The organism is Acinetobacter sp. S-1 (assembly GCF_059579785.1).
The window spans coordinates 2,164,812-2,179,434 of the sequence record NZ_CM184207.1 but is presented as its reverse complement, the minus strand read 5'-3'; the positions used below and the strand labels follow the sequence as shown (position 1 = coordinate 2,179,434).

12 protein-coding genes and 1 pseudogene are annotated in these 14,623 nt (G+C 37.5%); 4 read left to right on the top strand and 9 right to left on the bottom strand.

Translation table 11 applies throughout. From position 1 onward, the window contains the following. Window positions 1-29: 29 nt before the first annotated feature. The 3 genes and pseudogenes from AC52J8_RS10440 to AC52J8_RS10430 form a co-directional block, all read right to left on the bottom strand. Window positions 30-1,097 (bottom strand): type II asparaginase, encoded by a 1,068-nt coding sequence (locus AC52J8_RS10440; protein WP_014206524.1) that lies wholly within the window; start codon window positions 1,095-1,097, stop codon window positions 30-32. Between the two features lie 670 nt (window positions 1,098-1,767). After that, window positions 1,768-3,074: pseudogene (locus tag AC52J8_RS10435) on the bottom strand (dicarboxylate/amino acid:cation symporter). A gap of 474 nt (window positions 3,075-3,548) precedes the next feature. Beyond that, window positions 3,549-4,979, bottom strand: coding sequence for a pyridoxal phosphate-dependent aminotransferase (locus tag AC52J8_RS10430; RefSeq protein WP_014206525.1), 1,431 nt, complete (start codon window positions 4,977-4,979; stop codon window positions 3,549-3,551). A 239-nt stretch (window positions 4,980-5,218) separates the two neighbouring features. Between AC52J8_RS10430 and msrB the strand changes: the two genes are divergently transcribed. The 4 genes from msrB (at window position 5,219) to AC52J8_RS10410 (ending at window position 7,662) form a co-directional block, all read left to right on the top strand. Next, complete coding sequence (gene msrB, locus AC52J8_RS10425) at window positions 5,219-5,638, top strand: peptide-methionine (R)-S-oxide reductase MsrB (protein WP_002114184.1); 420 nt, start codon at window positions 5,219-5,221, stop codon at window positions 5,636-5,638. Then, complete coding sequence (locus AC52J8_RS10420; protein ID WP_002114194.1) at window positions 5,635-6,120, top strand: glutathione peroxidase; 486 nt, start codon at window positions 5,635-5,637, stop codon at window positions 6,118-6,120. The genes msrB and AC52J8_RS10420 overlap by 4 nt, the downstream gene beginning before the upstream one ends. An 8-nt stretch (window positions 6,121-6,128) precedes the next feature. After that, a complete protein-coding gene (locus AC52J8_RS10415) occupies window positions 6,129-6,965 on the top strand; it encodes an AraC family transcriptional regulator (RefSeq protein ID WP_086398913.1) in 837 nt (278 codons plus the stop codon). A gap of 64 nt (window positions 6,966-7,029) precedes the next feature. Then, complete coding sequence (locus AC52J8_RS10410) at window positions 7,030-7,662, top strand: LysE family translocator (protein ID WP_086398914.1); 633 nt, start codon at window positions 7,030-7,032, stop codon at window positions 7,660-7,662. 54 nt (window positions 7,663-7,716) lie between these two features. Here AC52J8_RS10410 and dapC read toward each other — a convergent pair whose 3' ends face one another. The 6 genes from dapC to AC52J8_RS10380 form a co-directional block, all read right to left on the bottom strand. Next, window positions 7,717-8,886: a succinyldiaminopimelate transaminase gene (dapC, locus tag AC52J8_RS10405; RefSeq protein ID WP_025469676.1), complete on the bottom strand. Its 1,170-nt coding sequence runs from the start codon at window positions 8,884-8,886 to the stop codon at window positions 7,717-7,719. A 25-nt stretch (window positions 8,887-8,911) separates the two neighbouring features. After that, window positions 8,912-11,575, bottom strand: coding sequence for a [protein-PII] uridylyltransferase (gene glnD, locus AC52J8_RS10400; protein ID WP_000608324.1), 2,664 nt, complete (start codon window positions 11,573-11,575; stop codon window positions 8,912-8,914). A 27-nt stretch (window positions 11,576-11,602) separates the two neighbouring features. Beyond that, window positions 11,603-12,820, bottom strand: a complete 1,218-nt coding sequence (gene purT / locus AC52J8_RS10395) for a formate-dependent phosphoribosylglycinamide formyltransferase (protein WP_086398916.1) — start codon at window positions 12,818-12,820, stop codon at window positions 11,603-11,605. Window positions 12,821-12,922: 102 nt separating this feature from the next. Further along, entirely contained in the window at window positions 12,923-13,312 is a 390-nt protein-coding gene (locus AC52J8_RS10390; protein WP_002133453.1) for a tautomerase family protein, read from the bottom strand. A 130-nt stretch (window positions 13,313-13,442) separates the two neighbouring features. Continuing rightward, on the bottom strand, window positions 13,443-13,784 hold the full coding sequence (gene ygaH, locus AC52J8_RS10385; protein WP_002133404.1) for an L-valine transporter subunit YgaH: 342 nt from the start codon (window positions 13,782-13,784) through the stop codon (window positions 13,443-13,445). A gap of 1 nt (window position 13,785) precedes the next feature. Next, window positions 13,786-14,508: an AzlC family ABC transporter permease gene (locus tag AC52J8_RS10380; RefSeq protein WP_001111398.1), complete on the bottom strand. Its 723-nt coding sequence runs from the start codon at window positions 14,506-14,508 to the stop codon at window positions 13,786-13,788. Window positions 14,509-14,623 lie beyond the last annotated feature (115 nt).

The following is a 14,623-nucleotide window of genomic DNA, read 5'->3' as shown; positions in this document are numbered from 1 at the left end:
AAACTTTGTGTTTGGGCTGGTTGAAAAACTTAGTACTGCCAGAACATGCGCTGAATTTCTTTCGTGTCATTAGTCTTAGTAAGAGCTAAAGCTGCAAGAAGACGCGCTTTTTGAGGGTTTAAATCATGTGCTGCTACCCAACCATATTTAGAGTCAGGTTGTTCTGCATCACGTAATACGAAGCCTTGTGCGACACGTGATGAACGGATAATTTGAATACCGTTTTTGTCGTGAAGATTTTGTAAGGTTGGTACGATATATTTTGGTACAGAACCGTTACCAGTACCTGCATTAATGATCGCTTTAGCACCAGCTTTTGCATACGCCTCATATGCATCTGGAAGCATAGAGTCCGAACCATAAACGATCTGTACAGTTGGAAGTGCATCGCCTTTAATATTTTCAATATTAAATTCTGAAGCATTTGTATGGCGTTTTACAGATTGTCTGAACCAGTATGGTTTGCCTTCAACTAATGTACCTAAAGCGCCCCATTGGCTAACAAAAGCATTGGTATGAATGTTAATACCTTTAGTTACATCACGTGCAGCAAAAATAGAGTCGTTCATAAGAACCATAACGCCTTTATTTTTTGCATCATCAGAAGCTGCTAAAGCAACTGCACTATAAAGGTTAAGTGGACCATCAGCTGAAAGAGCAGTTGAAGGACGCATTGAGCCAACAAGTACAATCGGTTTATCAGTATGAACAACCAAATTTAAGAAAAATGCTGTTTCTTCTAAAGTATCTGTACCGTGTGTAATTACGACACCATTAACAGATGGCTTTTTAACAAGCTCATTCACTTGACGAGCAATTTCTAATAATTCCTTGTCAGTAATACTCTCAGAAGCGATTTGTAATGCTTGAATACCAGTTACATTTGCCAAATCTTTGATTTGTGGAACTGCGTTAATTAGCGTATCAACAGGAACTTTTGCAGCAGTATAAGTTGCACTATTTGCCGAGCTTGCGCCAGCACCAGCGATAGTACCGCCAGTCGCAACTACAACAACATTATTTTTTGCATAAAGTGGGAGAGAGCAGGCTAATAAGCCCATCGCTAAACCTAAAGATTTAACAGTTTTAGTCAACATCGAAAATATCCTTATGAAGTGACGAAGTAAAAGTTTGTTGAATATGGCTGCTTTTCCTAAGCAAAATACATACCATGTAAAACATATTCATAACTTGTTTGAATAAGAAGCATCCTTGAATAGCATTTTGTTTCACCAACAACCGCTTAATCATTGCTTTTATTTAGCGCTAATAAATAACATGAATAAAATAAAAAATCTATTAAGTTTTTCTAATTTATCTTGATTTGTTTACTTTTTAATATAAATAAAACGAATGATTTTTTTATCTGTATAAAATTAAAAAATAATAGATGTGTTTAAGCAATTTTTTGCCATTTGATATTTTTATATTGTTGATTTTTATTGTTATAATTTAATATTAGGATGATTTTAAATTTTTCAGTATGAATTGAAAAATAATTCCATTAATTTAATATAATTTAATTGTTGTAAATTGAATTAAAATTTAATCACTTGGTATTTATTTTTAAAAATATAAAATTTGTTTGAATAATTTTCATTCTATTTTTAAGGTTTGATTTAAGAAAATTTAATAGCAGTTTAAAGTCATTATTTAATATAAAAATATATGTGAATTTCCGCCATCAATTTTAAAATAAAAAAAGAGCAATTTTATAAGGTCATATAAAATTGCTCTTAAGTTGGGAGAGTGGGAGAAAAGAGAAACTTAAGCGGTCGTTTGTTCTTGAGTTGATTTAATTAATACTGGTTCTGGTAGTTCTTCACTATCAGCCACTTTATCGCCTTCAAGCTTGGCAACAACTGCGGTAGCAATACTGTTACCTACTACGTTTGTTGCGGTACGGCCCATATCAAGGAACTGATCGATACCGAGCAATAAAAGGATGCCAGCTTCAGGTAAGTGGAACATAGTGAGCGTCGCTGAAATAACTACAATAGAAGCTCGAGAAACACCTGCAATACCTTTACTTGTTACCATTAGAGTTAACAAAATTAAGATTTGTTGAGTGAAACTAAGGTCAATATTGTAGGCCTGAGCAATAAAGAGTACTGCAAACGTGGTGTACATCATTGAACCATCAAGGTTGAATGAATAACCTAAAGGTAATACAAAGCTCGTTACTTTTTTAGGCACACCAAATTTATTTAGTGCATCCATTACTTTAGGATAGGCTGATTCACTTGAAGCTGTAGCAAAAGCAAGCGTTACAGGTTCACGAATTAATTTCCCTAAAGGAAAATATCTTTTTTAAGTACGATTGCACCTACGGAGAATAAGATGATCCACAGTAATAAAAGACCAAAGTAGAACTCTGCGATTAAAATGCCATAGTCAACAATCAAGCCTAAACCTTGTACTGTAATTGCTGAAGCGATTGCTGCAAATACTGCAACAGGTGCAAACATCATGACGTAATCAGTAATACGGAACATGATTTTGCTGAGTTCATCAGTCAAACGAATGATAACTGAATCTTTTTCTTTGCCTTGATTTACAAAAGCAAGGGCTGAGCCAAAGAAAATAGAGAAAACAAGGACTTGCAAAATATCGTTATTTGCCATTGCTTCGGCAATACTGCGTGGGAAAACATGGCTTAAAAATGATTGTAGAGTGAAGCCTGTAGTCGCTGGAGCAGAAGAGCTACTCAATTGTTGCGCAGTTGGTAATACTAAATCTAAAGCTGCACCTGGTTGGAAAAAGTTTGCCAGACCCATACCGATAGCAAGCGATACGAACGAAGCAGTAATAAACCAAGTCATTGATTTAAGGGTGATACTGCCGATTGATGTCGATTTCCCCATTGATACAATGCCTGAAACAATAGTGGCAAATACCAATGGAGCAATAATCATTTTGATAAGGCGTAAAAAGATATCTGTAGGTATGTTGAGATAAGAAGCGATTTGCTTCAATTGTTCACCCTCATTAAAGAAGTGGTGACAAATCCAACCTGTCAGTATGCCAAGTAAAATAGCAACAACAATATACTTGAGCAATTTCTTTTGCTTCATATGAACCTCTATCCATTTGATTCAATCATCCTTTGATGGGATTTGAATGATTGAAAGCTTTCCTTGTTAGTTCAGTTCGGTCGTTCTAACGATGTTATCTTCCTAGATCTGTATCTTTTTTAACCGAATCGAATATGGCGATGTTGTTATGGAGATGGATTGTTGCTCGATTTTGAAGCAGTGTGAAATGCAAAAAAATATTGATCCATGCATTTTTTGCATAATAAAGGTTAAGTAGATTGAAGGAAATCAAGTAATTTAAAACGTATGGTAAAAAATATATAAATCAAAAAATTAACTAATTCTTGAAGTCGAAAGAATCATAAAATTTATAAAAATAATTTAAATACAATAACTTATTTTTTGTTGGTAACGTTGTTATGTGGTTAGGAGATTCTTCTTTTATAAAAATGAAAAAAATAGAATTATAAAAAAAGCACCTAGTTTAAGATGCCTTTTTTATTATGTATTTTTTTAACGACGATTGGCTAAGAAACGTCCTAGTCGTGTAATTGCTTCACGTAATTCATTTTCAGCAGGTAGGAAAACCACACGGAAATGATCTGGAGTTGGCCAATTAAAGCCTGTACCTTGAACCAATAAAACTTTTTCTGCACGTAGCAAATCAAGCATTAACTTTTCGTCATCTTCAATTGGATAGATGTTCGGGTCGAGGCGAGGGAAACAGTACATTGCTCCATCTGGTTTTACACAGCTTACACCTGGAATTTCATTAAGCATTTCCCAAGCAATATTGCGCTGTTCGTATAAACGGCCACCAGGACGAATCAAGTCATTAATTGATTGATAACCGCCTAGGGCAGTTTGAATCGCATATTGAGCTTGAACGTTTGCACATAGGCGCATTGATGCCAACATGTCTAATCCTTCGATATAGTCAGCAGCACGGCTTTTATCACCCGTAATTGCCATCCAACCTGAACGGAAGCCTGCAATACGATAAGCTTTTGATAAACCATTAAAAGATACACAAAGCTGGTCGCCAGCTAATGATGCTACTGAAACATGTTCAATACCGTCATAAATAATTTTGTCGTAAATTTCATCAGCAAATAAAATTAGATCATATTTTTTTGCAATCGCTACAATCTGTTCAAGAATGTGGCGTGGATATACCGAACCCGTAGGATTGTTTGGGTTAATGATGACAATACCGCGAGTATTCGGAGTAATCTTACTTTCAATATCAGCAATATCTGGGTACCAGCTATTTTCTTCATCACATTTATAATGAATTGCCGTGCCGCCTGAAAGATTAACTGCTGCTGTCCAAAGCGGATAATCCGGCATTGGAATCAGCATTTCGTCTCCGTCATCTAATAAGCCTTGCATAGCCATTACGATGAGTTCAGATACGCCATTGCCAATATACACGTCATTGACATGCATATTGAGAATTCCTTTTTGCTGGTAATACTGACAAATTGCTTTACGAGCAGGGAAGATACCTTTTGAGTCAACATAACCAATTGCGTTTGGTAAGTTTAAAGCAACATCATTAATAATTTCTTGTGGTGCTTCAAATCCAAAAGGAGCTGGGTTACCAATATTCAACTTGATAATCTTATGTCCTTGCTCTTCCATTTCATTGGCGGCTCGTAAAACTGGCCCACGGATGTCATAACAAACATGCTCAAGCTTCGATGATTTTTTGATTTCTCGAGTAGATGGCATGGAATGGATGGTAGCAGTATTTTTAGACATAACGGGATTCACTTTTGCATATCGGTATAAATAACTTTTAAATGTTTTAACTGTTACCAAATTTAGATCATGTTGATCTTTCAATAGTTCAACAATTTTTTCATGGGTAAAACCCGATTGTTGATATTGTTTAATAATTGGTAGTAGTTGTTGGAAAACCACACTTTTTTTCTGAGACATGTTCTGTCCTATACAACCGTGCGCACTTAGAATAGCACTATGTTTGCTTGCTTTAAAGAAGATTAGTAATAAATTTGCTTACTTTTGATTTTGTATTTTGCTTACTTTTTGCTTTTTGTTCTTTATATGTTTAAATTCCAACAAATTTTACGTTCAGAGACTAGTGTTTTTGTGATGAATGGCGTAAATATAAAACTCGATCATCAGAAATGTTTACTTCAGAATAAAAGGTGTATGTCATGGGAAAAGTCAATAAAACAGACCGGGAATGGCAAAGAGAGTTATCACCAGAAGAGTATCGGATTACACGACAAAAAGGCACTGAACCTGCATTTACGGGGCAATACTGGAATACTAAGCAACATGGTACCTATGTTTGCCGTTGCTGCGGCGCAGAGTTGTTCTCATCAGATACCAAATATGATAGCGGTTGCGGTTGGCCAAGTTTCTTCCGTCCGATCAATGGTGCTGTCATTGATGAACATGAAGATTTAACGCATGGTATGGTCAGAACTGAAATAGTTTGTCATGATTGCGAAGCTCATTTAGGGCATGTATTTGAAGATGGACCACAGCCGACAGGTTTGCGCTACTGTGTAAACTCGGCATCATTACAACTGAAAACAGAAGAAAAAAATGATGAGGAAACCTATCCATGAGTAATATTTATCAGTTTGAAGCTGAGCTGTTAGAGGGTGAAGTTAAGCAATTGGCTGATTACAAAGGTAAAGTTTTACTAATTGTAAACACTGCCAGTAAATGTGGTTTTACACCACAATTTGCTGGTCTCGAAAAACTTTATGAAAAATATAAAGATCAAGGATTAGAAGTTTTAGGTTTTCCCTGCAACCAGTTTGGTGGGCAAGATCCAGGAAGCAATAAAGAAATTGGTAGCTTCTGTCAGCGTAACTATGGGGTGAAATTTCCCATGTTTGCTAAAGTTGATGTAAAAGGCCCGGAAGCCCATGTGATTTTTAGATATTTAACACGTGAAGCTAAAGGTATTTTAGGTAGTAGTAGCATTAAATGGAACTTTACCAAATTCTTGGTAGGCAAAGATGGCGCTGTTTTAAATCGCTATGCACCTACGACTAAACCAGAAGCTTTAGAAGCTGATATTGAAAAAGCGTTAGCGAGTTAATTGTTTAAATGAACGCTATTCCTCAACCTTTTGAGTTTTGGCAAGATGGGCGAATGCCGTATGTTGAAACCAGAAGATCTTGTTTTAGCCGAACGTGTTATAAGTCTCATAGTCATCCAACGTTTTCTATCGGGGCTATAGACGAGGGGAATAGCGTTTTTCAAAGTTCATTTGGTATACCCCAACAGATTGATGCTGGTACTTTGGTGATCGTACCCGCACATATTGAGCATTCATGTAACCCTTTGCCAGATAAGGCTTGGAGCTACCAAATGCTACATTTGGATATAAGGTGGTTAAATCAGCTTTATTCAGAATTTCAAGAGCAAGGTCTGAATTTACATCTGCCACAGCATAAGCCGCTCATAATAAAAGAAGAAACTTTATATCAGGCTTTTTCTGATATGAATGAAACTTTGTTTGATCCTGAAAAATTAATTATTGAAAAAGAACAGTCGCTGATCTATTGCCTTACTCAGTTGTTACTCCCACATTTCGTATTAGAAGAAATACAAAAAACTGAATATTTGTATGAAGATTTTTTGGACTTAATTCATATTATTAAATCGTCAGAACAATTTATTTCTCTTGAAGAGCTTGCAGAGCAGGTTGGTCTTAGTCGATATGCAATCATTCGTTTATTCAAGGCCAATGTTGGTTTAACTCCACATGCATTTCAAATTAATTTAAAGATTAATCAAGCCAGAGCTCAATTAAAGCAAGGGATTTCACTCGCAGAGCTGGCTGTCAATTTAGGCTTTAGTGATCAAAGCCATTTTCATAAAGCTTTTAAAGCACATACGGGAATTACTCCTCGACAGTTTCAACTTGCAGCCGCGCAATAATTTACAAGAAATTATTTTTCTCTATTTTTAAGCTACTCCATACAATTTTAAAGATGAAATCGTTATGGAAGTTTTTTTGGTTATCGCCTTTACTCACTTTTTAGCACTACTATCTCCAGGTCCAGATTTTTTTCTTATTTTGACCAGTCTTTTGCAAAAAGGAGCGCGTTATACCTATGGCGTTATTCTGGGAATTACTTTGGGTAATGCTGTTATCTTAATGGTGTGTATATTTGGATTTATGGTGCTTGGCAATTTAAGCACAACGATTCTTTTAGTACTTAAATGGCTGGGGGCTGGATATTTAGTTTATTTGAGTTTTCTTTGTTTTAGAGCCACTCAAGGAACAAACTTAAATATTACTGTTGCTGAAAATAGTTTGGTTGAACAAGAGTCTAATTATAAGAGTAAAGCTAAAAGCTTGGCTCTGGGTTTGCAATCCAGTCTTCTTAATCCTAAAAATATTATGTTTTATAGTAGTTTAATGCTACTTATTCAACAGGAATTTAGCTTATTTCAAAAATTACTAATGAGTATATGGATGACAGGAGTGGTTTTCGGGTGGAATTTATTATTAGTTCGTTTATTGCGTCAAGAGCGTGTATTAGCACAGATTAAACGCTCTGCTAGAGGAATATATTATTGCTCCAGTCTGGCTTTCGTTTTTTTCGCAGTGTTATTGGTTGCCTATAGTTAAAGCAGATCGCATAGCCTTCTAAATAAAACTGAAGGCTATGCAATTTTGCTGGGTTTAAAGAATCGCTTTTAAACGTTTAACAACTTCTTCACATTGTGCCAAATCTGCTACTAAAGCCATACGCACATGATTGGCACCAGGGTTACCTTGTTCGGTATCACGAGATAGATAACGACCCGGTAAAACTTTAATGTGTGCTTTTTCCATCAGCATCTTGGCAAAAGTTTCATCATTATCGACTTTTAACCAGTAATAAAAACCGGCATCAGGTTTTTGTAATGGGAGGAGATGACCTAGCTCAGATTGGAATAAATCAAACTTTGCACGATATTGCTTACGGTTTTCTTCAACATGGTTTTCATCGTTCCACGCTGCGATTGAAGCAAGCTGGTGTTGTACTGGCATTGCAGCGCCGTGATAGGTGCGGTATTGCAAATATGGCTTTAACAGATCGGCATCACCCGCTACAAAACCTGAGCGCAAACCCGGTAAGTTTGAACGCTTTGAAAGTGAATGAAATACGATACAGTTTTTGTAGTCATCACGTCCAAGCTCTGCACAAACTTCTAATAGACCAGTAGGTGCTTGGTCAAACCAAAGCTCTGAATAGCATTCATCAGAAGCAATAACGAAATTATATTGATCAGATAAGGCAATTAACTTTTTAAATTGTTCTTTAGAAAGCACAGTACCTGTTGGGTTACCCGGTGTACATACAAAAAGAAGGGCTGTCTTTTCCCAAACTTCGGCTGGTACAGCATCAAAGTCGCCTAAATAGCCATTTTCTTCCGTGCAATTAATGAAGTATGGCTTTGCACCTGCAAGTAAAGCTGCACCTTCATAAATTTGATAAAACGGGTTCGGCATCACCACATAAGGTGCATCTTCACGATTAATTAATGCCTGTACAAAAGAGAAAATGCCTTCACGTGTACCAGAGACAGGCAAGATGTGGTTTTCAGCACTAATGCTGTTAAGTTTAAAGCGCTTAGTTAACCAATCTGCAATACTTTGGCGAAGCTCTGGTAAGCCTTTACTGTTTGGATAAGTTGATAAATGGTTAAAGTTATCAATAATAGCCTGTTTAACAAACTCTGGTGCTGGATGCTTAGGTTCGCCAATTGATAGAGGAATCAAGGGAAGGTTAGCAGGAGTAGTATCCTTAAAAAGTTGGTTTAACTTTTCAAATGGATACGGGTGTAATAACGACAAGCTAGAGTTCATTAAACAGTTACCAAGTAGTTGAGTTTCAGTGCTGACAAATTTGATTAGATGCTTCATCTAATGCAGCTTTCAGTTTTTCCGAGAAGAGTTTGACCTCTTCGTTATTCAGCGGTTTTCCATCTTTTTTGGTGACAAAGAAAATATCTTCGGCACGTTCACCTAAAGTTGCGATTCGAGCTGAATGGATATCTAAACCTTGCATCATAAATAAACCACCCACGCGTGCAAGTAGGCCAGGGTGATCGAGTGTTGAAATTTCGACCATATTTTGCTGTAAGGCTTCATTTAATGTTACGTCGACTGTATTTTCAATATCAAAGTGACGTAATTGACGTGGAATACGACGTTGCATGAGTCCCGGATATTGGTCTGGTTGGCTAAGGGCTTTCACTAATGCATTTTTAACCGTTTCTTCACGTTCTGGGTCGGTAAGTAATGTACCGAAACGATCGAGTACAACATAAGTGTCTAAGCTAAATGCTGTACTGGCCGTGATAATTTTTGCGTCCTGAACGTCTAAGTTCATTCGGTCTAAAACGGCAACAGTTGTGGCAAATAGGTTTGGTTGATCGCGAGTATAAATAAAGATTTGCACCGCATCTTGAGCTGCTTTACGGTGAGCACGTAAGAGGACTAATGGCTCTGGATTATCGCCGTGTTTTAAAATTGCTTGTGTGTGCCATGCAATTTCATCTGCCGATTCTTTAATGAAGTATTCATCACCAAGTTCTTGCCAAACTTTTTCGACATCTGCCAATGCGAAGTTATTTACCAGCAATTCACTTGCTGCAAACTTAGTGTCTTCAATCAGCATTTGGTAGTCAACGGGACGGCCTAAACCTGTACGGATTACATCACGAGCATGCGTATAAAGTTGACGCATGAGAGAAGCGCGCCATGTGTTCCATAGTTTTGGATTTGTCGCGTTAATATCGGCAACCGTTAAGGTATATAGATAATCAAGATGCTCCATATCGCCCAGTTTTTCTGCAAAATCTTTCACGACATCAGGATCAGAAATATCTTTTTTCTGAGCTGTGAGTGACATGAGCAAATGATTTTGAATGAGCCATGCAATTAATTTGCATTCACGCTCTGTAAAGCCATGTGCACGGCCAAACTCAATCGCGTCTTCTGCGCCGAGTTCGCTGTGGTCACCACCGCGACCTTTTGCAATGTCATGGAATAAAGCAGCAATGAACACAATATCTTGACGAGCAAGACGTTGGAAAACTGAACTTACTACAGGGAATTCTTTGGCAAATTCAGGTTCTCTAAAACGATTTAAATTACGCAGCAATAATAATGTATGAGCATCGACCGTATAGATATGGAATAGGTCATATTGCATAAGGCCCATAATTTGGCCAAAAGCAGGAATATAGTTTCCTAAAACACCATAACGTTTCATTGCAACCAAGGTATCGTATAAACGATATGGTGAGCGAATAATCGACATAAACAGTGCTTGATGCTCTGGATTATCGCGATAACTTTGGTTGATTCGTTTCGCGGCAAGAATAAGTAAGCGTAAAGTCCGGGCGCGAATACCTTCAATATCTGGTCGATTGGCTAAAATATAGAACAGCTCTAAAATTGCGCTTGGATGTTCTGCGAATATTTTATGATGTTGTACGGCAAGTTTATTATCGACAATTTTAAAGTGATCGTTAACAACTTCAATTTTGCGTTCATAGTTGGGCAGTCGAGGAGTAATCACTGACTCGCTAAAATACGCAAGCAACATTTCATTGAGTGTTGAAACTTGCTGCGCCGTACGGTAGTAGCGTTTCATGAATTGCTCAACACCATAATTTACAGGTTGGCCTTCTTGACGAACATAACCAAATTTAGCGGCAATTTCCCTTTGATGGTCAAAGAGTAAACGGTTTTCATCACGTTTAGCTAAACGGTGCAAATGGTGACGAATTTCCCAAAGAAAACTTTCAGCTTCTTCTAAAACTGCCAATTCAAACTCTGAAATGAAACCTAAATGCACTAAGTCATAAATACGATTTACACGAAAGTGACGTTTGGCTATCCAGCCAATTTGGTTAATGTCACGAATACCGCCCGGTGCATTTTTAATGTCAGGTTCTAAATTACTTTCAGTATTGTTGTGTTGGTGATAACGCTTGGCTTGTTCGGCCATTTTTGCGTCATAAAATGTTTTGTCTGTCCATGTCTGCGAAACAATACGGCGAGGCCATTTCGCAAGCTGACTATTGCCAGTAATTAACCGTGCCTCAATTAAAGTTGTTGCAACGGTTAAATCGGTAGCGGCCTGTTCAACACAGCTTTGAATCGTGCGAACACTAATGCCGGGTTTGAAATTGCCAACGTCCCATAAAGAAGAAATAAATGTAGAGATACGTTTTTCGTTTTCTTCGTTAATTTCATGCTCCGATAGGATCATGATATCGACGTCGGAATAGGGCAACATTTCACGGCGCCCATAACCACCTACAGCAAAAAGGCCCAGTTCTGTCTGATCGAGTTCAGCATGTTTCCATAAAAAGATCAGTGCTTCATCTACTAAATCTGAACGGGCTTTAATGATTTCACGAATAGATTGCCCATTTTCATATGAATCTTGCAACTGCTTTTCTACATCCGTTCGCCATTGATTAATGGCTTTAATATCATGATGACTTGAGACATAGTTCAACAATGGCGATATATTGATCATGAAAATGGGTCTACCAATAAGTAAAAATTAAGAGTTTGTTTGAACGCTTACTTGATCAGCGGTTTCTTTCGCTAAAGTACGAGCAAGATCAGTATTTTCAGCACGAGCGGTTGCTACCCCCATACGACGACGTTTGAAACCTTCTGGTTTGCCAAATAGGCGTAAATCGGTGTCTGGGTGTGTTAAAGCTACATTGAGATTGCTATAACTTAAATTGCTGGCATCAACTCCAGCATAAATTACTGCACTTGCTGCAATACTGTGGCGTGCTGTGTTTACAGGTAAACCTAAAATTGCACGTGCATGCAGTTCAAATTCACTTTGAAACTGAGATGCTAAAGTTACGAGCCCTGTATCGTGTGGGCGAGGTGAGACTTCACTAAACCAAACCTTGTCGCCTTTAATAAACAGTTCTACACCAAAAATACCACAGCCACCAAGTGCAGTTGTCACTTTATTTGCAATACGTTTTGCTTCTTCGAGTGCCGCCGCCGTCATTGGTTGAGGTTGCCAGCTTTCTACATAATCCCCGGCATCTTGGCGGTGACCAATTGGGTCACAGTAATGAGTTTCGATTTCACCAGTTTCAGGGTTTTTAGCGCGAACGGTAAGTAATGTAATTTCAAAATCAAAATCAATTTGAGATTCAATAATAACCGTGCCTTGGTTAACACGGCCACCTTGCATCGCATATTCCCAAGCTGCATCGACTTCATCGAAACTTTTTACACGAGACTGACCTTTACCTGAAGATGACATGACTGGTTTTACAAAGTTTGGATAACCAATGTCATCGCAAGCGGCGCGGAAGCTTTCGAGCGTATCAGCAAAACGATAAGCAGAAGTAGGTAGGCCAAGTTCTTCAGCCGCAAGACGGCGGATGCCTTCACGGTTCATTGTGAGGTTTACAGCTTTAGCAGAAGGGATGACAGTTGCTGTTTTGCTCGCTTCAATTTCAAGTAAAACTTCTGTCGCAATTGCTTCAATTTCTGGAACAATTAAATTTGGTTTAATTTTCTCGATGAGTTGTTTTAATTGGGCAGAATCTGCCATGTTTAATACATAAGAAAAATGTGCAACTTGCATTGCTGGTGCGTGATCATAACGGTCGGCTGCATGTACTTCTACACCAAGGCGTTGTAAGGAAATTACAACTTCTTTGCCAAGCTCTCCTGAACCTAACAATAAAACTTTAAATGCAGAAGATTGAAGTGGGGTACCGAGTGTCACGCTCATGCGAATCATCCTGACAAAATTATTTTTTTAAGCATAGCAGAACTTATGGTGGAGTTAAGCCTTATCATGCATAAAAAAAGTAATTTTGTCGGACAATTAAAAAAGTGGTTTTTAGATATTAACCTGATAGTTTAAAAGCAATTCATCAGCATTTTTACCACGGATGCCCCAATTTTCTTTAGGTGTTTCAAAAATAGTAATTTCAATGTCTTGTGGAGAAATTTTGCATTGTTCTTGAATATTACGGAATAAGGTTTGAATAAGCTGCTTTTTAGTGGCTGCACTGCGGCCTGCAAACATTGAAAGTTCGATAATAATGTAATGCTGGCTTCTGTCAGAAGGGTAAATGAAATTTCCTGGGTTAAGGCTAATAAAACGTTGAAATCTTTTCTCAACAGGATATTTCAATTCTTCAATAAGCGCCTGATGGATTGCATGAGAAAGTAATTCTCGGTACTGCATAATGGTTTGTTCATTTGCATAAATTTTAACTTGTGACATTTTTATCTCTATTAAGTAGCTAAGGTTATCTTTTTAATCAATTCAAAATTAGATTTTTCAGGCCAGAAGTTTCAATCTTAAACACTTCTGGCTAGGGTTTATTTTATATAAGGAAGATAAGTTTATCTATTTATAAAGGTAAATAAGTATAGATCAGACCATAAACAATTGCGGCAGTTAAAGTTGCTGGTACGATTTTCTTAAATTTAAAATAAAGACCTGCTAAAACTAAAAAACCGATAAGCATTGCGAAACTCTTATTGGGAGTTTCAAGGAGAGGTGGAAGAGTAGCAACTACAAGCATGGCACTAATTGCAGATATTCCAATACTTCCTAAGGCAATTTTGATCCAGATTGAGCCACGTCTTTGCTGTGAACCCTGTAATTTTTGTATTACGAAAAAAGGTCCAAAGCGTGAAGCAAAATTGGCTATGCCTACAATAATGCCGACCAGAATAATTTCTAGGTTCATATTAAGCCTCAACCTCATCATGCTGTTTCAGCACATAATGTTTAAATAGACCAGCTAAAATGCCTGAAAAAATACCAATAAAGATAGCCGCTGATAAGTTAATCCAATAACATGCCAAAGCTGAAACCACTAATGATACAGCAACGACAAGGCTATGCTTTCGTTCAAATGCAGCTAATAAAAAACTTAAAAATAAAGCAGGTAATAAGAAGTCTAAAGCTGCTTGTAAAAACTTTGGTAAATGAGCAACTTGATCGGCAAATAATCCACCTAACAAAGAGCCACTTGCCCAAGCCATCCAACTAAATAGACTTAAGCCTAACATCCAAGACTCGGACCATTGTTGTTTGCGCTGTGAAAGTTGGATCATTCCACTGGCAAAAACTTCATCGGTTAAGCCCCAAGCCCATACTGCAGTTTTCTTAAGATTTAATTTGTTTGGAATCAGGTTGTATAGAGCAGGTCCATAAAGGACATGGCGAATATCTAGTGCAATAACTGTTAATGCTGTTAGCCAGATGGATGAACCGCTAGCCAAAAGAGCGACAACCAAAAATTGGCTAGCGCCAGCATACATTGAACAAGATAGAAAAAAGGCTTCCCATGGTGTAAAACCAAACTGAGATGCAGAAACGCCAAAGGCAAAAGAAACGGGTAAATAAGTGAGTACGATAGCTTGACTATCTTTGGCGCCTTGCCAAAAAGTTGCTGTTTGGGCAGGCATCAATTGTTGTTCGGACACAATACACCTTGGCAATAAACCAAATGATAAAAATACTTGAAAGATTGAGTATTGTAGCCGAATTTAATAGCATAGTGCCGAAATGTTTAATCGGCAG